At 43.3% G+C, this 23,762-nt stretch carries 20 protein-coding genes; 11 read left to right on the plus strand and 9 right to left on the minus strand.

Annotated features, from left to right (window positions below; all coding sequences use genetic code 11):
• The first annotated feature begins 121 nt into the window (after positions 1-121).
• From INQ51_RS17225 to INQ51_RS17235, 3 genes are all read left to right on the plus strand, one after another.
• On the plus strand, positions 122-655 hold the full coding sequence (locus INQ51_RS17225) for an RNA polymerase sigma factor (protein WP_233379192.1): 534 nt from the start codon (positions 122-124) through the stop codon (positions 653-655).
• Positions 618-1,049 carry a hypothetical protein gene (locus INQ51_RS17230; protein WP_233379193.1) on the plus strand — a complete coding sequence of 144 codons (432 nt, stop codon included), beginning with the start codon at positions 618-620 and terminating at the stop codon, positions 1,047-1,049. Before INQ51_RS17225 ends, INQ51_RS17230 begins: the two co-directional genes overlap by 38 nt.
• A gap of 68 nt (positions 1,050-1,117) precedes the next feature.
• Complete coding sequence (locus INQ51_RS17235) at positions 1,118-2,077, plus strand: DUF4252 domain-containing protein (RefSeq protein WP_233379194.1); 960 nt, start codon at positions 1,118-1,120, stop codon at positions 2,075-2,077.
• A gap of 71 nt (positions 2,078-2,148) precedes the next feature.
• On the opposite strand, the gene INQ51_RS17240 is transcribed toward INQ51_RS17235, so the two are convergent.
• Together INQ51_RS17240 and INQ51_RS17245 are read right to left on the minus strand one after the other, a co-directional pair.
• On the minus strand, positions 2,149-3,525 hold the full coding sequence (locus INQ51_RS17240; RefSeq protein WP_233379195.1) for a DUF4270 domain-containing protein: 1,377 nt from the start codon (positions 3,523-3,525) through the stop codon (positions 2,149-2,151).
• Positions 3,526-3,668: 143 nt separating this feature from the next.
• Positions 3,669-4,469 (minus strand): glycogen/starch synthase, encoded by an 801-nt coding sequence (locus tag INQ51_RS17245; RefSeq protein ID WP_119436543.1) that lies wholly within the window; start codon positions 4,467-4,469, stop codon positions 3,669-3,671.
• 150 nt (positions 4,470-4,619) lie between these two features.
• On the opposite strand from INQ51_RS17245, the gene panC reads away from it, so the two are divergent.
• The 3 genes from panC to rfaE2 all read left to right on the plus strand — a co-directional run bounded on the left by panC (position 4,620) and on the right by rfaE2 (position 6,455).
• Entirely contained in the window at positions 4,620-5,459 is an 840-nt protein-coding gene (gene panC / locus INQ51_RS17250; RefSeq protein WP_233379196.1) for a pantoate--beta-alanine ligase, read from the plus strand.
• A 12-nt stretch (positions 5,460-5,471) separates the two neighbouring features.
• On the plus strand, positions 5,472-5,822 hold the full coding sequence (gene panD, locus INQ51_RS17255) for an aspartate 1-decarboxylase (RefSeq protein WP_119436545.1): 351 nt from the start codon (positions 5,472-5,474) through the stop codon (positions 5,820-5,822).
• Between the two features lie 153 nt (positions 5,823-5,975).
• Entirely contained in the window at positions 5,976-6,455 is a 480-nt protein-coding gene (gene rfaE2 / locus INQ51_RS17260; protein ID WP_233379197.1) for a D-glycero-beta-D-manno-heptose 1-phosphate adenylyltransferase, read from the plus strand.
• A gap of 284 nt (positions 6,456-6,739) precedes the next feature.
• Here rfaE2 and INQ51_RS17265 read toward each other — a convergent pair whose 3' ends face one another.
• From INQ51_RS17265 to INQ51_RS17295, 7 genes are all read right to left on the minus strand, one after another.
• Positions 6,740-9,526 (minus strand): zinc-dependent metalloprotease, encoded by a 2,787-nt coding sequence (locus INQ51_RS17265; RefSeq protein WP_233379198.1) that lies wholly within the window; start codon positions 9,524-9,526, stop codon positions 6,740-6,742.
• A gap of 65 nt (positions 9,527-9,591) precedes the next feature.
• Positions 9,592-10,986 carry a DUF4302 domain-containing protein gene (locus INQ51_RS17270; RefSeq protein WP_233379199.1) on the minus strand — a complete coding sequence of 465 codons (1,395 nt, stop codon included), beginning with the start codon at positions 10,984-10,986 and terminating at the stop codon, positions 9,592-9,594.
• Positions 10,987-11,040: 54 nt separating this feature from the next.
• Positions 11,041-11,958: a putative zinc-binding metallopeptidase gene (locus INQ51_RS17275; protein WP_233379200.1), complete on the minus strand. Its 918-nt coding sequence runs from the start codon at positions 11,956-11,958 to the stop codon at positions 11,041-11,043.
• A gap of 8 nt (positions 11,959-11,966) precedes the next feature.
• Positions 11,967-13,397 carry a RagB/SusD family nutrient uptake outer membrane protein gene (locus INQ51_RS17280; protein ID WP_233379201.1) on the minus strand — a complete coding sequence of 477 codons (1,431 nt, stop codon included), beginning with the start codon at positions 13,395-13,397 and terminating at the stop codon, positions 11,967-11,969.
• 22 nt (positions 13,398-13,419) lie between these two features.
• Positions 13,420-16,956, minus strand: coding sequence for a SusC/RagA family TonB-linked outer membrane protein (locus INQ51_RS17285; protein WP_233379202.1), 3,537 nt, complete (start codon positions 16,954-16,956; stop codon positions 13,420-13,422).
• Positions 16,957-17,075: 119 nt separating this feature from the next.
• Positions 17,076-18,059 (minus strand): FecR family protein, encoded by a 984-nt coding sequence (locus tag INQ51_RS17290; RefSeq protein WP_233379203.1) that lies wholly within the window; start codon positions 18,057-18,059, stop codon positions 17,076-17,078.
• A 184-nt stretch (positions 18,060-18,243) separates the two neighbouring features.
• On the minus strand, positions 18,244-18,801 hold the full coding sequence (locus INQ51_RS17295) for an RNA polymerase sigma factor (RefSeq protein WP_233379204.1): 558 nt from the start codon (positions 18,799-18,801) through the stop codon (positions 18,244-18,246).
• A 315-nt stretch (positions 18,802-19,116) separates the two neighbouring features.
• On the opposite strand from INQ51_RS17295, the gene radA reads away from it, so the two are divergent.
• From radA to INQ51_RS17320, 5 genes are all read left to right on the plus strand, one after another.
• Positions 19,117-20,475: a DNA repair protein RadA gene (radA, locus tag INQ51_RS17300; RefSeq protein WP_233379205.1), complete on the plus strand. Its 1,359-nt coding sequence runs from the start codon at positions 19,117-19,119 to the stop codon at positions 20,473-20,475.
• Positions 20,476-20,594: 119 nt separating this feature from the next.
• The gene (locus INQ51_RS17305) at positions 20,595-20,996 is read left to right on the plus strand and encodes a DUF4296 domain-containing protein (RefSeq protein ID WP_119436558.1); all 402 of its coding nucleotides are present in this window, start codon (positions 20,595-20,597) and stop codon (positions 20,994-20,996) included.
• 9 nt (positions 20,997-21,005) lie between these two features.
• Positions 21,006-22,199 (plus strand): amidohydrolase family protein, encoded by a 1,194-nt coding sequence (locus tag INQ51_RS17310; protein WP_233379206.1) that lies wholly within the window; start codon positions 21,006-21,008, stop codon positions 22,197-22,199.
• 108 nt (positions 22,200-22,307) lie between these two features.
• Complete coding sequence (dusB, locus tag INQ51_RS17315) at positions 22,308-23,321, plus strand: tRNA dihydrouridine synthase DusB (RefSeq protein WP_233379207.1); 1,014 nt, start codon at positions 22,308-22,310, stop codon at positions 23,319-23,321.
• Positions 23,318-23,701: a YkvA family protein gene (locus INQ51_RS17320; RefSeq protein ID WP_233379208.1), complete on the plus strand. Its 384-nt coding sequence runs from the start codon at positions 23,318-23,320 to the stop codon at positions 23,699-23,701. The genes dusB and INQ51_RS17320 overlap by 4 nt, the downstream gene beginning before the upstream one ends.
• The last annotated feature ends 61 nt before the right edge of the window (positions 23,702-23,762 follow it).

Genomic DNA, 23,762 nt, shown 5'->3' on the forward strand with positions numbered 1-23,762 from the left:
GGGCAAAAATAAGCATTTGAACGGGAACCGCGATAAAGGTTTAACCGCAGATGGTTAAATTATTTCTGAAAATTAAGTAAGGTTTGTTATAAATTGAAAGATCAATCGTCAAATGTAGCAGATGACGTCCGAAGAGTTTAAAAATACGGTGATTCCATTTTCCCGGAAGTTGTATCCGATGCTTTTCCGAATTTTGAAAGATGAGGAAGAAACGCGCGATGCATTGCAGGATCTGATGGTGAAATTGTGGAACAAGAGGAACGAACTGCAAAATTGCTCGAATCCTTCTGCCTACATTATAACCATTGCTAAGAACCACAGCTTTGATCTTCTAAAAAAGAAACGGCCATTACGAATAGGCGAGAAAGAGGAACAGAAGATCAGGGATTTGCGGGATGAGGACAGCGGAATGGAAACCCGGGAACGTTATTCGCATGTGCGGAAAGCCATTGATGTATTGCCGGAAAAGTACCGGACCGTTATTCAGCTGCGCGACATTGATGGGATGGAGTTTGAGGAGATCAGTGAGATGACCGGATTTGAAGTGTCCTACGTGAGGGTAATCCTTTCGAGGGCACGCCAGAAAGTGAAAGAAGAAGTTGAAAAAATGTACGATTATGACCAGACGAGAAGAACTGTTGGAGAAATATTATAGAGGAGAATCATCGCTGGATGAAGAGCGGGAATTAAAACAACTCGCACCGGGAAATGAATTGCCGGATGCAGAACAGGATATGCTGGACTTTTTCGGACAAGAGGCCGTTTTGCCCGATGGTTTGGAAGAAGAACTAATGAGAGCTGTTGAAAAACGGAGGACCCGGTCGTTTAAAATAAGACGCCTGACAAGCATGGGGTCAGCGGCGGCGGTTATTTTAATTGTACTGACAGTTTTCCTGGATGTCCGGAATAAACGGATCAGTAAAATGGAAAACGACTTTCGGATGATGGAGCAGGCCTTGCTCCAGGTTTCAGAGAGCCTCCAGCCCGAAGAGCAAAAACAAATGCTGGTACTTTGGGTGGACGACGATGTGGAGATCGTTATTAATTAGAAAATGCAAACTGGGTACTGCAGGTCCGGTTGCCAACAAAATAGAATAATAAATTAAAAAATAAAGCAATGAAACGATTGATTTTAATAGCGTTTGTGCTGTTGCTTTCAGCAGGTGTTCAGGCGCAGGATACGCAGCGGTTTTTTGAAACCCTCACCGGGAAATATGCCGATAATGACGGTTTTAGTGCCAGCATGCTGACCAGTGATATGTTTGATCTTTACCTGAAACGAAAAAAGCTGGATGAAACGTCGGAAGTGGCGGCTGCCCTGAAAAAGCTGGACAGGATTATGGTGGTTTCGCAAAGTAAGATAGGGTTGGGAATGGAAGCCTTAAGTACGGGCGTCAACAAAAGTGAAAAGCCCAAAAACGAGAGTCTGGAGGTGTTGCACGGTGAATTGCTGAACCACTACAAAGGAGGCGGATTTACTTTGCTGAAAACCGAAAAGCGAATGGGCGAAGATGTGAAGGTTTACCTGAAGAAAGAGAACGACAAGATCAGTTCGCTCGTGTTAATCACCAACTCGTCGGCGGTGACTTCGCTGGTGGAGCTGGACGGAGATATTGATCTGGCGAATGTGGCTTCTTTGAGCTCTGCCCTGAATATACGGGGACTGGAGAACCTCAATAAAATTGACAATAAGAGTTCGTATTATTTATACGGAACCGGTGCTTCTGAATATTTCGACCAAGGCAGGATGGAAGTGATAGAAGCCCGCGCCCGCGAAATGGCCGAGCGGCAGGTGGAACTTTCGGAAGAGCAGGTAAAACGTATCCAGGAACGGACAGAAAGACAGGCACAAAGAGAGATGGAAGTGGCCGAAAGGTACCGTGAAATGGCCGAGAGATACCAGCGCGAACCTATTTTTCTGAATTACCCGGGTGACAGCACGGTTTATTATCTGAACGGCAAAAAGGTGGATGCCGATAAAATAAAGGACTTGAAAAAGCTGGATATCAAAACCATCGATGTAAAAAGAGATGATAAAAACAATGAAATCACCATTGTTAAGATTACCACGAAGTAACGCAAACTGACAAGCATAAAAAAGGGCGGATCATTCTTTTTGATCCGCCCTTTTTGTGTCTTTTATCTTTGCTATTGCAAGTATTTCGAATAAGTGATGACCAGCTTTATTCCGTCTGTTTGATCGGCCCCGTGAAGTACTACGCGGTTGGCAAAATCGGGGCGACGCCCGGTTGTCAGGTAAAATCCCTGGTTGCCAACATAATCATCATGTTCCGGGTCAGTTATATCAATAATCCTTTGTAAGTGCTGCGTAATATTAAAATGGTAGGTGTAATCGCTTCGTAAATAACCATCAAAATAAAACGAATTAAAGCCGGCGTCAACGGGGAGCTTTTCATCTCCGTTTTTATCAACGTAGGTAAGTATTAACCGCGAAGGCGGCGCATATTTATCCTTTTTGCTGGCAATGGTATCGATCTGGAAAACCAGCTCTGCTTTGTTAATAGCAGTTTTGGTTGAGTCTTGCCATTGCAGAAGATTATCAATAAAGATCTTTGATTTTAATCCGCCTGTAGGCTGAATATAGATGTGTTCCTGTTGCTCTTCTTCCTGATCCAGGCTGCTTTCAAAAGCAGTACCTGAATAGTCGTGCGTAATGTTACTAACCCTGGCACTGTACTGCGTAATTCTGAAAACCCTTGAAAGCGTATCCGGAGTGAGTGTGTCCACTTCGTATTTGTGTTTGTTCTCGTCGTTGTTGTAATAAACCGCGAGTACCGATCCGTTGAACGTGGACGTTGGCACTGTTTCAATCGAAAGCAGGGTTCCGCTTGCCGACGCTGCCAGTTTTTCGGCTTCAACATACAAGCCTTTAAAGAGGCTAAGAAAAGCCGCGTTGGTTGATAAGTCAAGCGAGTCAGCCGTTACAATTCTATTTCCAAGTGCGTTGTCGATCGGAATTTTCAGGTACTGGTACAGCGTGTCCTGCGAGGCAGAATCCAGTTCCACTTTAGGTGTAAAAGTGAGTTCTCCCAACAGGCTGTTGGAAGCCATCATTTTCAAATCGGTTTCCTGGGTGTACTCAATGTCCGGATTCAAAGGCTCTGTCAGTTCGTAAACTTTCAGATTTTGCGGGGTAACTGTGTCTCCGTAAATAATTCTGTAATACAGAAACAAAAAGGTAGAGTCGGCCTCCGGGTTGCTGCCAAAATCGGGATACGAAGTAAGCCTGAACTGCGATGCAAAGCTAACGGTGGTGTTTCCAAAAACCTCGTCGTTGATACTTCCCAACAGGTTGGTGGAGTGTTCACTTGTTACAATGCTGTCTTCGGTAAAAGTAAAAGCCGAAATATCGCTCTTTACTACTACACTTTTTACATTGATCAGATCTTCACCGGGAAGCAGCTCAAGTCCCAGATCGTTTTTATCGTTACAGGCAGTAAATGCAAAAACAAGGAACAGGAATCCGGTTCCGAAACGAAGTACCTGGTGGATATGTTTTCTCACGTAATTTCCGATTTTAATTAGTATGTTTTTCTGTTTTCTCTTCAATCACACAAACGTATGAAAAAACAACGAGAGCATTTCGGCAATCATTGCTTAAATGAAGATTTTAAAATTTATTTTGATCTTTTAACAAAGTTTTGATGCTAAACCTTGTCGTAAAACTCGTTATAGGCATCAATGTAAGTTTCTCTGGGGTGATAATCCAAAAATAATTTACCCGATTGTTTGATGTAATCCTTGACATCGCTGTTAATGCTGGCCGTTCCCTGAATGGCAGCATCCGAATAATCGATGGCGAGTTTGCTTACATTAAAGAAAGTTGGGTCGTTGATCGCCTCCACATCTTCTTTGGTAATACCTTCGAGCAGCAGCTTTTCGTTAAAGCGCGGGTCGAGTGTTTTTTTGAAATCGTCGTCGTAAACCGAATACACTACTTTCGACTGGCTAAAAAGCGGGTCGTTGTAATAGTATTTTTTAATGTACAGCGGAACCAGCGAGGTTAACCACCCGTGACAGTGAATAATGTCGGGCGCCCAGCGCAGCTTAATTACAGTTTCGAGTACGCCGCGGGCAAAGAAAACGGCACGTTCGTCGTTGTCTTCAAATTCGTTTCCTTTATCATCCTTGAGGACCGATTTTCGCTGGAAATAGTCTTCGTTGTCGATAAAATATACCTGCATCCGTGCCGCCTGAATCGATGCCACTTTTATGATTAGCGGATGATCGGTATCGTTAATAACAAGGTTCATTCCGGATAAACGGATTACTTCGTGGAGCTGGTTACGACGCTCGTTTACACAGCCATAACGGGGCATAAATGTTCTGATCTCTCTGCCTCTTTCCTGAACACCTTGCGGCAAATACCGGGCTGTTTCCGACATTTCGCTTTCTGGTAAGTAAGGTGTTATTTCTTGTGAGATATAAAGGATTCTTTTCTTTTCCATCAACCTATAGTGCAGTTAAAAACAGGGGGCAAAATTAATAAAAATAAACCAATTAATCAATTTAAGTGGGTTAGGTTCAGTTACTCTGCTTTAAAATTGTGGTATTTTCACAATTATATTTGTTTACTTTGCAGCCGCAAATTGAGGGGTATGAAACTCGTAAGGACAGTAGAAGATCTGCAACAGGAACTAATGAAAGCGGGCCATGAACAGGGCCCGGGATTTGTTCCAACCATGGGTGCTTTGCACCAGGGACATTTGTCGCTTGTAAAACAGGCAGTGGCTGAGAACAAAGTGGTTGTGGTGAGCATTTTTGTAAACCCTACCCAGTTTAACGACCCCAAAGATCTGGAGCGTTATCCGCGTACTTTGGAAGCCGATTTGGCGTTGCTCGAACCCACCGGATGCAGTATTGTTTTTGCACCGCCGGTGCACGAAATCTATCCCGAGAAAGATACCCGGAAATTTAATTTTGGAGACCTTGAAAAGGTGATGGAAGGACGGTTTCGCCCGGGACATTTTAACGGGGTTGCCCAGGTGGTAAGCCGCTTGTTTGAGTTGGTAAAACCTGCCAAAGCATATTTCGGGCTGAAAGACTTTCAGCAACTTGCCATCATAAAAAACATGGTAAAGCAGCTGCAACTTCCGGTCGAAATTGTACCTTGCGCCATTGTTCGTGAACCAGGTGGTCTGGCTATGAGCTCGCGCAACGAGTTGCTAACCAGTGAGCAGCGCGAGAACGCAGTGGCGATTTCAAAAACGCTTTTCAAGGCCAAAGAACTTCGCGGACAAAAAAACGTAAGAGAACTTGCAGAATGGGTGATAAGCGAAGTAAACAACAACCCGTTTCTGGAAGTGGAGTATTTTGAAATAGTGGACGACGAGCAATTGCAACCGGTAAAGAGTTGGGATGACAATTCCATAAAAGTGGGGTGCATTGCTGTTTATTGCGGAAAGATCAGACTGATCGACAACATTGTTTTTAACTAGAAAGGCAAAGCCATGCAAATTGAAGTTTGTAAATCAAAAATTCATAAAGTAACCGTTACCGAGGCCAACCTGCAATACGTGGGCAGTATTACTATCGACGAGGATCTGATGGATGCAGCCAACCTGATTGAAAACGAAAAAGTGCAGGTGGTAAACATCAACAATGGCGAACGACTCGAGACCTATGTAATTAAAGGTGAGCGCGGTTCGGGTACCATTTGTTTAAATGGCCCTGCAGCGCGCAAAGTAGCTGTAGGCGATGTGGTGATCATTATTTCATACGGAATTATGGACTTTGAGGAAGCCAAAACCTTTAAGCCCAGCCTTGTTTTTCCCGATACCGAAACCAATAGCCTTGTATAAGATTTAGAAAAGTCGTCGCCTCACTGCGAGAATAACTGATAGTGAGGCAACGGCTACATGGGAAAATATAAGCAACCTCGCGGGTTTTGTAACAGCGAGGTTTTTTATTGCCGGGCATTTGAATTATGGTTATTTTTGATTCCTATGAATTTAATGACGCAATCAAAAATATTCAGAGACTTTGCTTCTTTTTCGCCGCTGTTGCAAATATGGAAAGGGAGCAACCACACCATTGTTTTTACCAACGGTTGTTTCGACCTGATCCATCACGGACATGTGGATTCGTTGCAGGAATCGGCTGCCCTTGGTACCAAGCTGATTGTGGGGCTGAACTCCGACGAGTCGGTGCGAATGCTGAAAGGAGAAAACCGCCCTATTTTAAAGGAAATGGAGCGTGCAGCGGTGTTGGCAGCTTTCGAGTGTGTGGATGCGGTCATCATTTTTAACGAGGAAACACCGGCAGAGATTATCGCGGAGATCATTCCCGATGTGCTGGTAAAAGGCGCCCAATACGAGGTTGAAGAAATTGCCGGCCACGATACGGTACTAAATAACGGCGGAAAAGTAGAGCGGCTGGACCTGGTGGAAGGCATCTCGACCAGCGAACTGATTGAACGCATTAAAAAACTATAGAATCCCTTTGTGGAAGCTTTAATCCCGGTGAGCTTTTAACGTTATCCGATGTGGAAACGGAATGCTGATAACTCAGATTCGACACTTTTTTATTTGTTATTCCTTATTCACTATTTCTTATTTTCTTGTTTTTTTTCAGATTTATATTTGAGTATAAGAAGGGTATTCGCCAGCAGGGAAAGATCAGAAGATTGTTATAACTGAATGAAAGAGTAGACACGCTTTCATAAAAAAAGGAGACCCCGTAGCGAGCCTCCTTTCTGAGCTATTAAAAACTAAAACTATTACTGTTTCACTACTTTGGATGACGTAATTTTACCTTCAGAAACAATCCGGAGGAAATAAATGCCCGAAGGCAGTCCTTCCAGGTTGATTTCTGTCTGGTGGTAGGCATTTTCAATCACATCAATAATTTGTCCCTGCGACGTGGCAACATAAACACTAAAAGGTTTATTGTCCATAATGCTCACATTTACGATTCCACTTGTAGGGTTCGGACATACATCGAAGTTAAGGGCAGGTATATCTTCAATTCCGGTTACAGTTCCGTAATCTTTTTTAACAAATATTCCCGGGCGCAATGCTTCTGTAAAGTTTTGCATGTAAGCAGCCTGTTGTTCGGTAAACATACAGGCACACGGCAACGAGTAATCCATAAAGTTATTGATCTGGATCAGGTTACCACATTGGTACAATTCACGCTGGCAATTGTCGTACACCATGGTTTTGTAGTACTGTTCCGGAGTATCATCGAAATTATCGCCATACAAGGTTTCTACTTTTACTGGGAACGGCATATAGACTGTTTTTTCAACCACCAGGGCAAACGTGTGTTTTAACCCAAAATAGTGTCCTAACTCGTGGATAGCTGTTTTATACTTGATATCCGGTGTTAGTTCGGTAGCCATAAATGTATTGTAGTAATCCAGGCTTAAACCGTCAAGAACAGAAGCATCGCTGTCTTCCGAGTCGAGCCAGCTTTTCCAGAATGTACTGTCGTTGCTTTCGAGCCAGGCATTGTAAAGTGGATCATTGGTACCTGTTGGTTCCGGATTGGTAACAAAACCCCCAACCTGTCCGTTGTTTTTACCGTTAAAGTCGGCAATATAAATGTTCAGGTAACGTTTGTGGTCCCAGTTGTAAGGGCGGCCAACATCGTCGAATTTAAATGCATACTTTTCTTCAGGCGCTGTGCCAGTGCCTACGCTAAAGTAATCTTCGGTGGTGGTATGGTATACAATACCGTTGGTTGCTACATTGTCGGGTGTCAGAGTTGCCAGTTTCAATTTAATTCCGGGAATGCCAATCACCGAAGTAAAATCGTCATTAACACCCGACTGGTCGTTGGTCCCCAGTAGCGCACTGTTGATGGCATCGAGCATTTCCTTTATCTGTGTTTCTGATATCTTGCCTTCAGGGTTACTCTCATTGTGGATTACATGAACTACTGTATTCACAATAAATACAGAATCAGGTTCACTAACGACGGCCCCATTTTTCAACGAATAATTGCCTGTACTACTGATCGCTCCAAAAGGATTGTCGCCTACGAATATGCTTGCCGATTTATTGGTAGTAGTGTCAGAAACACCGAATTTTGGAGCTTCAATCTCGCCGCACGAAATATTACCTGCATCAAATTTATCCTTAAGGCCGTTTTCGAAGTATTTTGTCAGGGCAGGGGTTTCCAATGATTTTTCACCATTTTGTGCACACAACAACCCAAAGTAATAAATTTCATAGCTGGAACCACTTTCCAACCAAATTGGCCATGGTTCTGATACCAGGTTAAAAAAGTCGATGTTAAATGCACCGTTAAGACTTACTTCTGAGCGTAAAGCTTTCGAGTTGAGCAGGCTTTCGCAAGCCGGCCCCATTACCACAACAGGAATTTGTTCACCGTTTACATCAATGGTTTTTTTCTCGGTAACTTCAATAAGATCTACTTCCCCGGGTACCAGACGATCAACATATACAATATTTGAATATTGGGTATAGGCAGTGTCAATTTGTTCTGCTGTGAGTCCAAGACCACCTTCCTCAACCGGCTTCTGCATTTCATTTTCCATGGTAAAACCCGTAACATGCGCGGGCCAGTTGTATCTGGTAATCAGTTTAAAATTGTAGTTGGGAGAAATTCCGTCATTTGCTTCGTAATGATCCGATTTCGCCCAAAGCTTTACAATCTCTTCAGGCATAGGGAAAGACTCTGTGAGCGTAGCAAGTGGGGCATCGCATAATGCGAAAATCGTATTTTTTTCGGTGTACGATACTTCTGTATACCCCCATTTGGCTACATAATCGTTGTAATATTTAAAATCACAGGCCCAGGTCGAATCGGTCCATGCGTATCCCTTTGATGTTAACAGGTTGGTCGCTTTGGAGTAAAGCTCGTGTTCCATCCCTGCATCAACCGTTCCGGTAGTCACACAACTGGCTTCAGCCTCCCAGACATCGATTTGTTCCTGTGTGATCCCGTTGTTAATCAGAAATTGTTGGAACTTTGCATTTCCAAGGTTACAGGCCCAGTTTAGATCGGTGATACACACCGACGTATTATAACGGTAATAAGGCAAAAGTTCTACCGGAACACCTTGTGTGGTATCTTGCGTAAATTCGTAGTGCGAAAAATCATTGGCAATGGTTCCGTTAAACAGCGACATTTCCCACTGGTCGCCGGGTTGCGCATCCATGTCAATCAGTTTATAAAAGGTTTGGTCGTACTTGTCGTAGATGTACGCTTTGTTTCCTTCTTTAAACATATAACGGGCATTTCCCTTCTTGTATTCTTCAGGTAATGGCTCTTCTTGCGGTCTTGCCTCGGGGCCAACCCAAAATCCCCGGGGAGTATAAATCTCCGAGCAATTTACGGTAATAGTATCTGTGGTGCCGTTAATCACACCGGTTATCGAAACGGTGTCGGTAAGCACAATTACATTAATATATCCGGTAGTGAATTCATCAGCATACCAATATTTCCAGGACGATCCGGCCGGAGCAAAGGGTTCTCTTACCTGTGCAACAACATTCAGCGTTGCAAACAAAGCAAAAAGTAGTAATAATTTCTTCATACGCTTGAAATTGTATTTTAGTTAATATTCAGTTTACTCATATAATGATCCATAACTGGGGTGACTTAATGAAGGGTTCCGGTTCGCATGTACATAAAACCTTCGTCTTTATTATCTACAATGTAGAGGGACAAACTTCCGTCAACTGAATTTGCATATGGATTAGAAACCAGGGTGTAACCTTCGGGCTGAGTCATTTTATTAACCATGCCTTCTATCTCTTGTCTGATCTCGTCAGGGATGTAACTGGAATAACCGCCGTTACCTTTTTCTGAGTCCAGGCTGAATGCAATCTGGTCGCTTCCTGTTGTTTCATAAGTGAAATAAACGTCGAAGAAAGATTCAAAGCCATCTCCTTTAAACACAAAACTGAAAAAGTTGTAGGTATCATTTAGTTTTGGATTATAATACCCCAGGTAGATACTAAAATCGCTGAAATAGGGATTGTTTTCAAGCCCGAAATAGGTGATAACATCTCCGTAACGGAAGCCACCTTCGAACTGGGGTCTTGAGCTCCAGAATCGTCCGCCTTTTGCCAGACTGATGCCGTTTACTTTCAGGAAATGTTCGATCCCGTCGTCGACAGGTACCATCGTACGTACAGTTGAGTAAAAGGCCGATTCACTGCCATTGTCGAGGCTTACGTTCAGTACTTTCGAAATGCCTTCGCCCTCTGTTAATTCTCCGAAGGTAATGGTACTAAAGGCTTCCATTCCGGGCACGGCGAGAGGACGTGTGAGTTTTATGCCATCTTCGGTATAGTAAAAACCTATTGTCTGTGACTTTAGCTTACCCTCTTCATCGTAATAATAAAAACCAATAGATCGGTTGTAAAATCCCAGACTCAGTTGGAGTTGGGGCGCTTGGCCTTTGTGCAGGTAGTTAAACAAGATCGTATTATCGACAAATTCCTTGAACTTTAGTTCCGACAACATGTATTTGGTTATATCCCACGATGCATTGGAGGCAGGAGTCATTACCATTTTTGAGCGACCGTCGCTAAGAACGATTTCGTCCTCCGAATAGCTTTCTATCTGGTACTGGAATGTAGAGCTGTAATTCAGTTCATAGAGCTTGTGTATAAAACAGTAGGTCTCGAACGACAATTCGAAATTGCTAACGTGTTTTACTTCATAACGAATATTGCTTTGTTTTTTTGTTGCATCGAAAGGCTTGGTGCCGAAAGCGTAGTTGTACTCGTAATAATCGCCGGCCATTTCACAGGTGCCGTCGTTGTTAAACTTTACAACCGTATTAAATCCTCCAACGTCGTCTCCGTCTGGTTTTAAAACAAACTTCCAGCCATACTCTGAACCGGTAAGGATCTCAGTAATCTTTAGTTCGTGCTCTTCTGCTGTCAACCGATCCTCGGGGAAAGGGTTATACGGAGAGTCGTCGCACCCACTTAGTACAGTAATCCCCAGCAGCAACAGTATTGATAGTTTAATAATTTCTCTCATTTTGAATTTATTCATGTTCAATTATATCTTAATGATGTACTGAAAGTTATCCCTTTATAAATCGTGTTCCTCGGCGTACTCGATTATCCATTGTTCCATCTCGTTTCCAATGCGTTGGACATCGATTCCCAGGTTGTTGTAATACTCTATTAAAAGCTTGTATTTCTGATGCACCTTTTCAAAGTCGGTAATACCAATGTAGTCATAGCCGTTTCCAGCTTCATTCACAATCCTAAAAAGGCTATACAGGGCTGTTTCTTCCGAACGTGTTACTGCAATTTCAGAAAGCGTGGCAAAATCTTCCATTTCGTTTACAGCTCCATAGGGGCGAATAAATCCCCGGTTCAGAGCTTCCAAGCCGCCCAGTGACGAGAAATGGGTGTTTTTAAGGTACAAGCCTTTGCTTATATCGCTATAGCCCTTGGGTAGTCCGTATCGGCGGTTCAGGATGTGTGCAAATTCGTGATGTAGTATTTTTTGCATTTCGTAGCGGAAGCTAAAGTAACTTTCGGGATCCATGTCAGGATCGAAACTATTTACCAATCCAATGTTGATGCGATACTGCGAATCGGCCTGTCCGGCGGCGCTCATGCTGGTGCCGTTTTCTTCTCCGTAGTTGATAGAACCTCCAATAAGAACAATCTCGCGCGGAAGGTTTTCACGCAAAAACTCATTGTTATAATAGGGTTTAAACCAAATTTCTTCCATTAACAAAAGAAAATCGTACACTTTTTCTGCCTTAGGCGGAAAGGCGTTGGCATTGTTCCCAATAAAGTGCGAATCCCAGTTGTAAATAACCTTAGAGTCGTATTTCTGTTCTATTTCGTATATTTTTTTTCCAAGAGCAGTGGTGGTATCAATATCCGTAGGTTGGTATTCGTACGGCTCGATATCGAGTGTGTCGTCCGAGCTACAGGCACTTATCAGAAAGACAAATGCAAAAACAGAAAGGATTAAGTATATTCTTTTCATGATCAAAATTATCTAGGGTTTTTTTCTATTTCCGGGTTGTTTATCAACTCGTTGTCGGGTATCTGCAATACGTAGCGAAGGTCGTTTTGTTCCAGGACATACTTCTCTCCGTTAAAATAATGTACAATCTCAGGTGCCCCGTTACGTTTCAGGTCGAACCAACGGTGTCCTTCGTAACACAGTTCTTTGCGTCGTTCCAGTAAAACTCCGTCTACCATATCCTGCTGTGTTCTAAAATCACTGAATCGATAAGGGACATAATAGTCAGGATGAAAGCGTTTTTGGCGAAGAGTATTCAGATCGCGGATAGCATTAGCTTTGTTGTCGTCGCCTCCCAGTTTGGCATAAGCCTCTGCCCGGTTTAGCAATACCTCTTCGGTCCGGAACAGCGGGAAATTAAACTGCTGATAGCTTAACGATAACTTTAGTGTTATGTAGTTGGGCATTGATGTATTGGTGAAAGAAAAATTTTGTTTGCCCCTCAAATCACGGTATTCGTAAATACGCATAAACTCATTAGCATAATAACCACTTCTCATGTAGTTTACTGCAAAATAGCCGGGGCGAATCAGTAGTACATTTTCCCGGTCGTCGGTAAAGTAACTGTTGGCATGTGGCAGTGGTTCAAAAACTTCTCCCAAGTCGCTGTTCGGAAAATCATTGTGGTCGAGCAAAGTTGAATTGATTTCCCAAGACTGGTTACTGTATTCAATTGTTTTTTGATAATCGCCTGTATACAGGTAAAAACGGGAGGCAAAAGCCAGGGCCGAAACTTTGGTGAAATGGAATTTTGGTTTCTCAATATACGCATCGTTGATCAATTCAAGGCCTTTTAGCATGTCCTTTTCAATCTGTTCGTACACTTCTGCTACGGTATTTCTTTTGAAGTAATGAAATCCGGCTTCGAGTGGTTCCAGCAAAACCGGAACACCTAAATCGGTTTCTGCGGTGGCCGGGTCGTAGTGCTTCCCAAAAAGGTTAACCAGTGTAAAGTAGGAATATGCACGCAAAAGCAGTGATTCCCCCAAAATAGAGGCAGCAAAGTTTTTGTCTCCTTCCGCATCCATTACATTGGCAATTACCAGGTTTTGTTTGTAAATATCAGCATAATACCAGCGCCAGGCATACTCCGGCGAAGAGGCTTCATCGGTAGCACGCTGGTCGATCCACAGGTATGCCAAACTCCATTCAGAGTATACACTTGGATTATTAAATGTTGTGTAATTTTTGGCTATTACATCATCGGTCATCAGGTCGGTAAAGGCATGGTAAACCTTTGGTAACCCTCCTACCATAACAGCATGATAGTCATCAACTGTTTGTGGAACCACCCTGTCTTCGGGATCGGTGCTTAATTGATCTTCACAGGAAGTGAAAAGCAGTGCAGAAAATAGAAGGATTCCGCTTAAATAGTTTAAATATCTTTTGTTAAAAGTCATGTTCTTTTTACTTACTTAGTTATTAAAAATTGGCTTTTACGCTAAATGTAAAGGAAGTTTGAAGTGGAATATTTGAGCCTTGTATAAGAGCTTCCGGATCGCGGCCATTCAGATCTTTATGGGTAAGCGACCACAGGTTTTGTCCTTGTAACTGAAAGTGAATATCACCAACTCCGGAAACTTTGTGCTTTTCTCTCCGAAGATTGTATCCAAATGTAACATTTCGCAGTTTCAGGTACGATGCATCTACCACCCTGATATTGCTGTTATTGTACATGTAGGGGACATCATATCCCTGTATCTGTAAGGCATATTGAGTTTCCAGATCGAGAATGGCAGGTACGTTGGTGTACTGTTCATCACCTGGAAATTGCCAGCGGTTTACCATTTCCTGCGAAACGTTTTCGGTGTCCAGGTAATAATATTGGTAAACTTCGTCGAGTCTGGTTTTATTTCCCCCACTGTAAACAAACAGCATCGAAAAGTTAAAGTCTTTATACGTAAGAGTATTGGTGATTCCTCCCGAGTATACCGGCTCGCGGCTTCCCATGTATTCCAACGCACCCATATCGCGGGTTGAAAGATCCATACCGTACACTACATTGTCATCGGCATCGTAGAATGTCGGTATACCTGCTTCGTCCAATCCGGCAAAGCGGAAAGCATAAATACCGGTCATAGGGTTTCCGACAACAGGAGCTACTATATTACTTGATGTAAGTGTTCTGAGTGTTGGGGTGTAAAAGGCTTCCAATACCTCGTTTTTATTGTAACCAAATGTAAAGTTAGTGTTCCAGGTAAATTTGGGTGTTTGTATGTTGGTTGAGCTTATTGAGAATTCAATACCCTGATTGCGCATACTTGCCCAGTTCAGGTTTACTTTGTCGAAACCAGTGACTCTTGAGACCGGGTAAGGGCTGATCAGGTCGAAGTTACTTCGGTTGTAATACTCCAAACTACCACTAATGTTGTTTTTAATAGAGAAATCGAGAGCAAGGTTGTAAATGTGTTCTTTTTCCCACTGAAGGTCGGGATTTGGCGGTTGCTCAACATTCAGTGATTCTTCCTTGTCATTCGGGTCGATAGCATAGGATAATTCATAATAGGCCAATACTTGTGGAGAGAAATTACCCGATACATTACCCCTTAATCCAAACGATCCGCGTAGTGCGAGGTTGGTAAAAAGCTGCTGGTTTTCCATGAAACTTTCCTGGGTGATATTCCAGTTGGCACCAATACTCCAAATGGGCAGAAATCGGTAACGGGCGGTACTTCCAAACTGGTTTGATCCATCAGAACGCATGTTTCCGTTTAAAGTATATCGTCCTTTATAGGTGTACGTTGCTGTTCCAAAATACGAGAGCAAGTAAGTTGGGCTGGTATTTAAGCCGTAGTAGGGAGTAAGTGAATAAACTTCGGCACGTTTAATAGGCAAATGGCTTGGATTGGCTGTTTTGCCGCGGTAATATTCGTAGCCATAACCAAATACATAGCCATAATCGTAAATTTTGCTTCTGTATTCCTGTCCTCCGAAAAGATCTACTTTGTGGTCATCAAATATTTTCGACCAAGAGATGGTATTCCGGTTGGTAAAAAACGAACTGCGATCGTCGTTGGTTTGCATCAGACCGCCACGGGGAAGAGTGGTTACGCCTTCTGCAGGGGCATCTTCATCTTCTGAATCAATAAAAAAGTATCTGTCATTATCGCGGTAGGAATTTGATATATTTGAATTTTCGGTATAAATCCGCTCAACATGAGCATAAGTTTTCCGGAACGAAACGATCGAATTTAAATCGATATTGGGGTGGATTTTCCAGTTCAGATCAATCTGGCAAAGTGCATCGATGTTACTCAGGTTCGAAAACGAATTCTCAATTTCATTGAAAATGTTCATTCCCGTTTTATTGTAGGTATAGTAATAATCCGACCCGTCGGCTTCTTTCTCGGGAATAGCCCGGCTGGTTGTTAATGCATACACGTAAGGGTTGGCATTGGAATTGAAAATTTCCTGCTCCTTATTGCTGATATTAAGTTTGATGCCTGCTCTAAAGTTTTTGGCAACGTTGTAATTGGCTTTAAAGTTGGCAATGTAACGATCGGTGCTTTGCCCGATTGTATTACCTAAATCCTGAAAGTAATTCAACGAAAAGTAATATTGTGCACGTTCGGTACCAGATGTGATACTAACGTTGTGCTCCATTTTAAAAGAGTTTTTATACAGCAGGTCGAACCAATCGGTGTTTTCCTGCCGAAGACGGTAAACTTCCTGTTGGAATTGTTCATCGGTGATGGATTTATCGTAATAGCGCATTACTGACTGACCGAATCCCCCGGCGAAGTAATCGAGGTTGTTGTAATTCATCAAACCTTTGTTGAACATTTCTTTCGACAGCAATATTCTGTCGTTGGAATTCATCATGTAAAAATCGTTGATATCAGGCTTCATTTCTGTGGTGAAATTGCCCGCATAGTCAATGCTGAAATGATCCTTTTTACCGCGTTTGGTAGTAACCACAATTACACCGTTTACGGCCTGCGTACCATAAAGCGCTGTAGCCGATGCGTCTTTCAGGATAGAAATTTCTTCAATATCGTTGGGGTTCAAACCTCCAATTGCTGAACTAACGAGGGTACTTGGATCTCCCGAATAAAGTTCGTTTGGGTTGATTTTAACGGCATCTTCCATTACCACACCATCGATAACCCAAAGTGGCTCTCGGTTACCACTGATCGATGAGTTTCCTCTGATTCGAATTTTACTTCGTGACCCGGTGGTACCTGAAACGTTTTCAATTTGCACACCGGCAACCTGTCCCTGAAGCATTTTGTCAACTGTTTCGAGTCCCGGCTGCTGAACATCAGCCATTTTTACTTTCTGTACCGATCCGGTAAACTCGCGGCGGTCAACATTCTGAAACCCGGTAACTACTACTTCGTCCAATCCCTGCAGAGAGAGTTTTAACGCGATGTTATAGTGGTTCTTTTCATCCATCTCAACCACATTTTCCTGGTATCCGATCATGTTAACCGTAATGCTTTTTACTTCTTCGGGAATCGTGATTTCGAAAGTTCCGTCGAGCAAGGTAGTTGTGCCCTGAAGTAGCCCGTTTATGCGGTAAGTAATGGTTGCAGCTATTATGCCTTCTCCGTTTTCATCGGTTACCATCCCGGTAATTGTCCGCTTTTTTTCCTGCTGGGTTTTCACGGGGGCAACTACCGGTTCTTCCTTTTTTTCTGTTGGAGCCGGAGTAAGTACGATTATTTTTTCTTTTACTTCCACATCCACCGAAAGCTGATCCGACAAGGCATCAAGGATCTTCTCCGCACTATCGCGCAGATTCACCTGAATCGATTTCTTAGTATCGATATTGGTGGTGCTGTAGAAGAAATTTTTCCCGGTTTGCTTTTTTAAGTGGTCCATAACCTGCTTTACGGTCACGGTTGCAGTGCCCGATTGTGGATTTTCAGCAGAGCTAAAATACGCTGTACTGAACAAGGTCAGTAGCAAAAAGGTAAATGCAGTTTTTCGCATCATTTTTTGTAAATTCTTAATCATGTATGGTTTGTTTTTTTGCATATTTCGTGCTATTCACCTTCGGATTTTGGTAATTCAAAGCCCAATGATGACTCTTCTTCGGTTTCGAACGAAGACAAATTATATGGTTGATCTATCTGTTAGCTAGAAGGTTGTGATTTAACCTTAATGGTATTTTCCTCCGTAATAAAATTGATGCCTCCGGTTTGGCTTAGCAGCTGAAGAATTTCGTCGAGCTGCTGATTTTTATCGTATTGACCGGAATACCTTACCCGGGCAGCTTCTGCATCTGTAAATGCAAAAGATACTTCGTACCAGCGTTCCAGTTCTTTGGCAATTTCTGAAAGGTTTTTATCCTCGAAATAAAAAACCCCATCCTTCCAGGATGTATAAAGTTTTACATCCACATTTTGAGTGGATATCTCTCCGGTAACTTCTGAAAATACACTTCGTTGCCCGGGGCGCATTAATGTATTGGGCAATTCAGGAATGGCCAGGCTAACTGAACCCTCTACAAGGGTTGTTTCAAAAGTCTGGTCATTATCGTAAACTTTCAAATCGAAGGATGTTCCTTTAACTTCCACATCTCCGCGCGGCGTATGAATAACAAAAGGCATTTCGGCATTGTGTACGACGTCGAAATAAGCTTGCCCACTCACAAATACTTCGCGTTTTTTACCGGTAAACTCCGACGGGAATTCGAGCCTCGTTTGCGAGTTGATCCATACCTTGGTACCGTCCGGAAGTTCAAAATAGTATTCTCCCCCGGTCGGTACTTCCAGTACATTCTTTTTTACGCTGTTTTTTGCTGTATTATTAAGTGGTGTGATGTTCTCCGGAATAACAATTTGATCCAGACTGTGATCCAGCGAATCCATGAGTTCCACGGTTGGTCCATCGGCTAAATACAGAGTCGCTTTTTTTCTTCCGGTATATTGTTCCTGTGCCGTCATTTCACTAACCGGATTGGTCCGGAACAGTGGAATCAATATCAGAACAGCCAATACTGCAACAAGGGTTGTGCTCCCCACTTTAACCGCAATTCTACGGTGTTGCTTGCGCGTGGCAGCCGAGTTCACGTTTTCCCATGCTTTATTGACATCGTAGTGTCTTTTGTCTTCCATCGGTTCTTTTGGTTCTGCTTGTTATGTTTTAATGTTTACCTGTAAGTGTTCAAAAAGAAGAAAAGGGTGAAAGAAAAACTAATTTTTTTTATAAAAAAAATTACAAGGAATTGACAGTGCTTCTTTATTTGTTGATTTACTGTTTGTTGTGGGTTTTTGCGGGAAGGGAAGTTGCAAGGTCTTTTTATTCAAATTCGGGTTCAAGAGGGTAGGGTACTTGCCCGCGAATGATACTGATGGCCCTTTTGAGTTGAGTTTTTACCGTGTTGATTGAAACACCCAGTACATCTGAGGCTTCAGAATAAGAAAGGTGCTGAAGGTGAACCATTACAAATACCTCCTTGCAACGAGGAGGAAGATTGTTTAATGCCTGGTTCAGAGCTTTTTTGTAGTTAATGTTTCCGGGTTTGTTTTCATCGGCCGGCAGACTGTTTGTATAGTCGTCAATTAAGACATGCTGTTTCCTGATTTTTTGTTTTAAAAATTTGAGGGCGGCAAATTTAACGCTGCAAAAAAGATAGGATTCCATTGAGCTTTCTACCTTTTTGTACCTTTTGTATACGATAAAATCTACAAAGAACTGCTGAACGATATCTTCGGCTTCGCTGTCGTCTTTCACAATTGCATACGCATAATTACATAACTCGCTGTAGTGCTGTTTAAACAGTACCTCAACTATTTTTTTGTTTTTATGCTTACCGCCAATTCTCATGAAACGACCGAAACCTGCTTTGTATGTCATGGGCAAAAGCCACAATGCAGAGTCTCAAAATTAACTTTTGTGAAAACTATCCCTATCAAACACTGTCAGCAAAATTATAAATTCCGACGAATAATGATTTATAAAGCGTAGGATTAACACAAAATGTAAGTTTTGTCTTAATATTTGAAATTTTATTGATTGCGCTTTTTTGCTGGTGGTCTGCATGAGATCGGATTCAGAATAATCTTTCCAAAAATTGGATTTTCAGTGTTGTGTTGCAAGAAGCGGACAAACAGACTTCAGGCAAAGAATCGAATTTTAATGGTAACTTCGCTGTAATTATTTATTTTGAATATGCCTTCAGCAAAAACAATTTACACCTGCCAAAACTGCGGCGCACAGTCGCCTAAATGGCTTGGAAAATGTACCTCTTGTGGCGAATGGAATACCTTGGTGGAAGAAATTGTGGCAACAAAGCAAACGACCGGGAAACTGTCGGTACAGATCTCGGGTAACCAGCCGCTGACACTTGATAAGATCGAAACCGTAAAAAACAGCCGCATTTCGGTAGGTATCGAAGAATTTAACCGTGTGCTGGGCGGGGGCATTGTTCCCGGTTCGCTGATATTGCTGGGGGGCGATCCCGGTATCGGAAAATCTACTCTGGCGCTGCAAATGGCGCTGGGTTTGAACGGGAAGAATATTCTCTACATCTCGGGAGAGGAAAGCCTGCAGCAAATAAAACTGCGTGCCGAGCGCCTGAGCAATAAAACCAGCAGTTGTTTGTTTTTGAGTGAGACTTCGCTCGAAAATATCCTGGCTCATACCGAACAGGTTAACCCTGAACTGCTGATCATCGACTCGATTCAAACCATTTCCACCGAGTTGATTGAATCATCTCCGGGATCGGTGGGACAGGTACGCGAATGCACATCGGCCATTTTAAAGTTTGCCAAGAAAAATAATGTGGCGGTGGTGCTCATTGGTCATATTACAAAAGACGGGAATCTGGCCGGCCCGAAAGTGCTGGAACACATGGTCGACACGGTTTTGCAGTTTGAAGGAGACACCAATTACATGTACCGGATTCTGCGCTCGAACAAAAACCGTTTTGGCTCGACTAACGAACTCGGAATTTTTGAAATGCGCAGCGATGGTTTGCGTGAGATCACGAATCCTTCGGAACAACTGATTTCGAAAGTGAGCCACGATGTAAGTGGAACAGCGATTGCTGCCACCGTCGAAGGCGTACGTCCTTTCCTGATCGAGATTCAGGCCCTGGTAAGTTCGGCGGCTTACGGAACGCCGCAACGGTCTTCCACGGGTTTTGATCTGCGCCGGCTGAACATGTTGCTGGCGGTGCTTGAAAAACGGGCGGGGTTTAAACTTATCGCCAAAGACGTATTTCTGAACATTGCGGGCGGGCTTAAAATCAGTGACCCGGCCACCGACTTGGCGGTTATTTGTTCCATTCTTTCGTCGAATATTGATATTGCGATTAACCACAAAATCTGTTTTGCCGGAGAAGTGGGACTGACAGGCGAAATAAGGGCTGTCAGCCGTATTGAACAACGGATTGCCGAAGCTGCCAAATTGGGTTTCTCGCGGATTTATGTACCGTCGCTAAACAAAGGCTTTGATGTGAAGAAGTTCAACATCGACATTGTGAAAGTAAGCCGGGTGGAAGAGGTATTCAAAACCATTTTTGCATAAAATTTCCGAAGTAGGATTACAGTTCAGTATCTTGAACCTCGCTCAGAAACTTATGGGATAGCAATTTTTAACTTCCGATTTTTGATTTCTGACCGAACTATTTATAATTTGGCACCCTGATGATGAAAAGATTCCAATTTATAGTATTGTTACTGGTTTTTGTTGTGGCTTCGTGCGACGATCCCGTGGTTCCGAAACCAGAAAATCTGATTAAGGAAAGCCAGATGATCGATATGCTGGTGGATATACATTTAGCGGAAGCGACTTACAACAAGTTCCGCTATGATACGATCATGCGAGATAATTCGTCGGTCAACTTTTATTATTCGGTGCTCGACAAATACCATGTTCAGGATAGCTTGTTCGAGCAATCTTTTATCTACTACGCCAGCGTTCCGAAGAATTTCGACAAAATGTACCGGAAAGTAACTTCGAAGCTGAGTGAAATGGAGCAGGAATTATCCGGCAGAAAGCAGGATGAGTTGAAGTTAAAGGAAGAGCAGGCCGAAATTGATAAATAGCCCAAAGATGTGAGAAAACTGGCGGCCACATATATTTTCCCCGGAAACAGGCCACCTGTAAAAAACGGACTTCTTGTTTGCGACGACGACGGAACAGTTGTTGAATTGCAGGAAAGAGCAGATAACTGGTGCGAAGAGGCCGGTGTGGAATACTACAGCGGCGTTATTGTTCCGGGCTTTGTAAATGCACATTGTCACCTCGAACTTTCTCATTTACATAAAAAGACAGAGGATAAAACCGGTATGGGCGGTTTTATCGGGCAAATTAATAAGCTCAGAAAGGCAGAGCCCGGGCTTGTTCTGAAAGCCATGCAGTTGGCCGATCGCTTGATGTGGGCCGCAGGGATTGCTGCGGTAGGCGATGTTTCCAATTCAGGGATCTCCATTCCGGTGAAGCAAAAAAGCAAAACAACTTACCATACTTTTGTAGAAGCTTTTGGTTTTCATCCTTCGCGGGCAGAACGGGCTTTCGATCTGGCGGTCCAGGCCCGGAATGAGTTCAACCAAAGCGGACTTCCGGCAAGCATTGTCCCTCACTCGCCTTATTCTGTTTCAGAGTCACTTTTCATGAAAATACAGGAAGAAGCAGTGCAGAATAGAGGCATTTTATCGATTCACAACCAGGAGAGCCAGGCCGAAGAGCAGTTTTTCAAAGAGGGTACCGGGCCGATTGCCGATCATTTGCAGCACAACATTGGCCTCGATGTTTCGCACTGGCAGGCAGGCAGGAGCACTCCGTTAAACACCGCATTGGAATTTCTGCCGGTTGAAAATACCTTGTTGCTGGTTCATAATACGTTTACCAGCGAAAACGATTTGAAAGATCTGGAACTACAACGGTCGAAAGAAAATACTTTTTTAGCACTTTGCCCGGGTTCCAATTTATACATTGAAAATGCGCTTCCTCCGGTTGAACTCTTCAGGAAACACCGGATGAATATTTGTTTGGGAACCGATAGTTTGGCTTCCAATACTGCCCTTTCCATTTTAAAAGAAATGATTACGCTTCAGCAAAATTTTCCTGATGTTCAACTGGAAGAACTCATAAGCTGGGCATGTGTTAACGGAGCCGAAGCTTTGCATATTTCGAATACTTTCGGAAGCTTCGACGCCGGGAAAAAACCGGGGGTGAACCTGCTTACCGGTGTTCAATTAAAAAATCTGCAACTTACGGAACACACAAAGGTGAAGCGCCTGCTTTGAAATCCACTGCCTGAAATATTTTCTACCTTTGCCCTGTTATAAAAAGTTGAATGGTGGCAGTGTGGCGGTTAAAGCTGCCGTTTGCCTAATGAGTAGAAGAATTTATAGATGAAGATTGGAAATCTTGAACTGGGGAATACGCCTCTTTTTCTGGCGCCGATGGAAGATGTGACTTACAAGTCGTTTCGCTGGATGTGTAAGAAATTTGGCGCCGATGTAATGTACACTGAATTTGTGTCGTCAGAAGCTTTGGTGCGCGACATTCAGAAAACCCGCGAGAAAATGCATCTTTTTGAATTTGATCGTCCGGTGGCCATTCAGATTTACGGGCACAACATTGAGTCGATGGTGCGCGCTGCCCAGGTGGCCGAAGAAAGCCAGCCTGATTTTATCGACATCAATTTTGGCTGCCCCATGAAAAAGATCATCCGCCACGGTGCGGGAGCGGCCATGCTAAAAGATTTGCCTAGAATGCAGCAAATGGCGGCCGAGATTGTTAAAGCGGTGAATGTACCGGTAACAGCCAAAACACGTCTTGGGTGGACGGCCGCCGATATGCCAATTCTGGAAGCTGCCGAGCGTTTGCAGGATGCGGGAATTCAGGCTCTGGCCATTCATGGTAGAACACGCGAGCAACTGTACACCGGCGAGGCCGACTGGACGCTGATAGGAGAAGTGAAAAATAGCCCGAATATCCGGATTCCGATTATTGGCAACGGCGACATAAACAGCGGAGAAAAGGCGAAAAGATTCCTGGATGAAACCGGTGTCGACGGATTGATGATCGGACGTGGAGCCATCGGCCGTCCCTGGCTTTTCCGCGAAGTAAAACATTACCTTTCTACCGGCGTAGAATTTCCTCAGCCAACGGTTGCCGAAGTGGTGGATGTGCTGAAGGAGCAAATGTTTATGAACCTGGAATGGAAAGACAACGAACGGTCGGGGATACTGATGATGCGCCGGCATTTTGCTAAATATTTTCCCGGCCTGCCCAATTTCAGAGAATTGAAAATTGCCCTGCTTCGCGCCGAAACAAACCACGAGGTAGATGAAATTTTGGTGAAAATTGTAGAGCAGTACGGAGATCAGCAACTCGACTTTAATCATTCAAGCTTAAAATGACGGAAAATAATTACAACCAGTACTTTTCAGAAGAGTCGCTTTGGGAGAAACTTAAAAAGTATGCCAAAGTAGCCGGTACAAAAGTCGTTTATGCGGTTTTGCTGCTGTATTACACCATGCAGGACAAAGGAACCGGGATAAAAACAAAGCTGAGCATAGCCGCTGCTCTCGGGTATTTTATCCTCCCCACCGATGCCATCATCGACCTGGCACCGTTAATCGGTTATTCCGATGATTTGGGCGTGTTGCTGTTTGCGCTCTCCCAGATTTCGAAAAGTATTACACCCGAAATTAAAACAAAAGCCCGGCAAAAACTCAACGACTGGTTTGGTGAAGTAGACCCCGGAGAACTAAAAGAAATTGATGAGCGGGTGGGCTGACATATCAGCGTTAACAGAGGTTAAAGGTTGAAAATGAATGGGGTCTGGCACGCTAATTGAA

The sequence above is a fragment of the Maribellus sp. CM-23 genome, from assembly GCF_021354595.1.
Classification (GTDB): Bacteria; Bacteroidota; Bacteroidia; order Bacteroidales; family Prolixibacteraceae; genus Draconibacterium.

What these genes read in the sequence shown, in the direction of transcription:
- INQ51_RS17225 (WP_233379192.1), top strand. Translation starts at nt 122, where the DNA reads ATGACGTCCGAAGAGTTTAAAAATACGGTGATTCCATTTTCCCGGAAG.
- INQ51_RS17230 (WP_233379193.1), top strand. Translation starts at nt 618, where the DNA reads ATGACCAGACGAGAAGAACTGTTGGAGAAATATTATAGAGGAGAATCA.
- INQ51_RS17235 (WP_233379194.1), top strand. Translation starts at nt 1,118, where the DNA reads ATGAAACGATTGATTTTAATAGCGTTTGTGCTGTTGCTTTCAGCAGGT.
- INQ51_RS17245 (WP_119436543.1), bottom strand. Translation starts at nt 4,469, where the DNA reads ATGGAAAAGAAAAGAATCCTTTATATCTCACAAGAAATAACACCTTAC.
- panC (WP_233379196.1), top strand. Translation starts at nt 4,620, where the DNA reads ATGAAACTCGTAAGGACAGTAGAAGATCTGCAACAGGAACTAATGAAA.
- panD (WP_119436545.1), top strand. Translation starts at nt 5,472, where the DNA reads ATGCAAATTGAAGTTTGTAAATCAAAAATTCATAAAGTAACCGTTACC.
- rfaE2 (WP_233379197.1), top strand. Translation starts at nt 5,976, where the DNA reads ATGACGCAATCAAAAATATTCAGAGACTTTGCTTCTTTTTCGCCGCTG.
- INQ51_RS17265 (WP_233379198.1), bottom strand. Translation starts at nt 9,526, where the DNA reads ATGAAGAAATTATTACTACTTTTTGCTTTGTTTGCAACGCTGAATGTT.
- INQ51_RS17270 (WP_233379199.1), bottom strand. Translation starts at nt 10,986, where the DNA reads ATGAGAGAAATTATTAAACTATCAATACTGTTGCTGCTGGGGATTACT.
- INQ51_RS17275 (WP_233379200.1), bottom strand. Translation starts at nt 11,958, where the DNA reads ATGAAAAGAATATACTTAATCCTTTCTGTTTTTGCATTTGTCTTTCTG.
- INQ51_RS17280 (WP_233379201.1), bottom strand. Translation starts at nt 13,397, where the DNA reads ATGACTTTTAACAAAAGATATTTAAACTATTTAAGCGGAATCCTTCTA.
- INQ51_RS17285 (WP_233379202.1), bottom strand. Translation starts at nt 16,956, where the DNA reads ATGATTAAGAATTTACAAAAAATGATGCGAAAAACTGCATTTACCTTT.
- INQ51_RS17290 (WP_233379203.1), bottom strand. Translation starts at nt 18,059, where the DNA reads ATGGAAGACAAAAGACACTACGATGTCAATAAAGCATGGGAAAACGTG.
- INQ51_RS17295 (WP_233379204.1), bottom strand. Translation starts at nt 18,801, where the DNA reads ATGACATACAAAGCAGGTTTCGGTCGTTTCATGAGAATTGGCGGTAAG.
- radA (WP_233379205.1), top strand. Translation starts at nt 19,117, where the DNA reads ATGCCTTCAGCAAAAACAATTTACACCTGCCAAAACTGCGGCGCACAG.
- INQ51_RS17305 (WP_119436558.1), top strand. Translation starts at nt 20,595, where the DNA reads ATGATGAAAAGATTCCAATTTATAGTATTGTTACTGGTTTTTGTTGTG.
- dusB (WP_233379207.1), top strand. Translation starts at nt 22,308, where the DNA reads ATGAAGATTGGAAATCTTGAACTGGGGAATACGCCTCTTTTTCTGGCG.
- INQ51_RS17320 (WP_233379208.1), top strand. Translation starts at nt 23,318, where the DNA reads ATGACGGAAAATAATTACAACCAGTACTTTTCAGAAGAGTCGCTTTGG.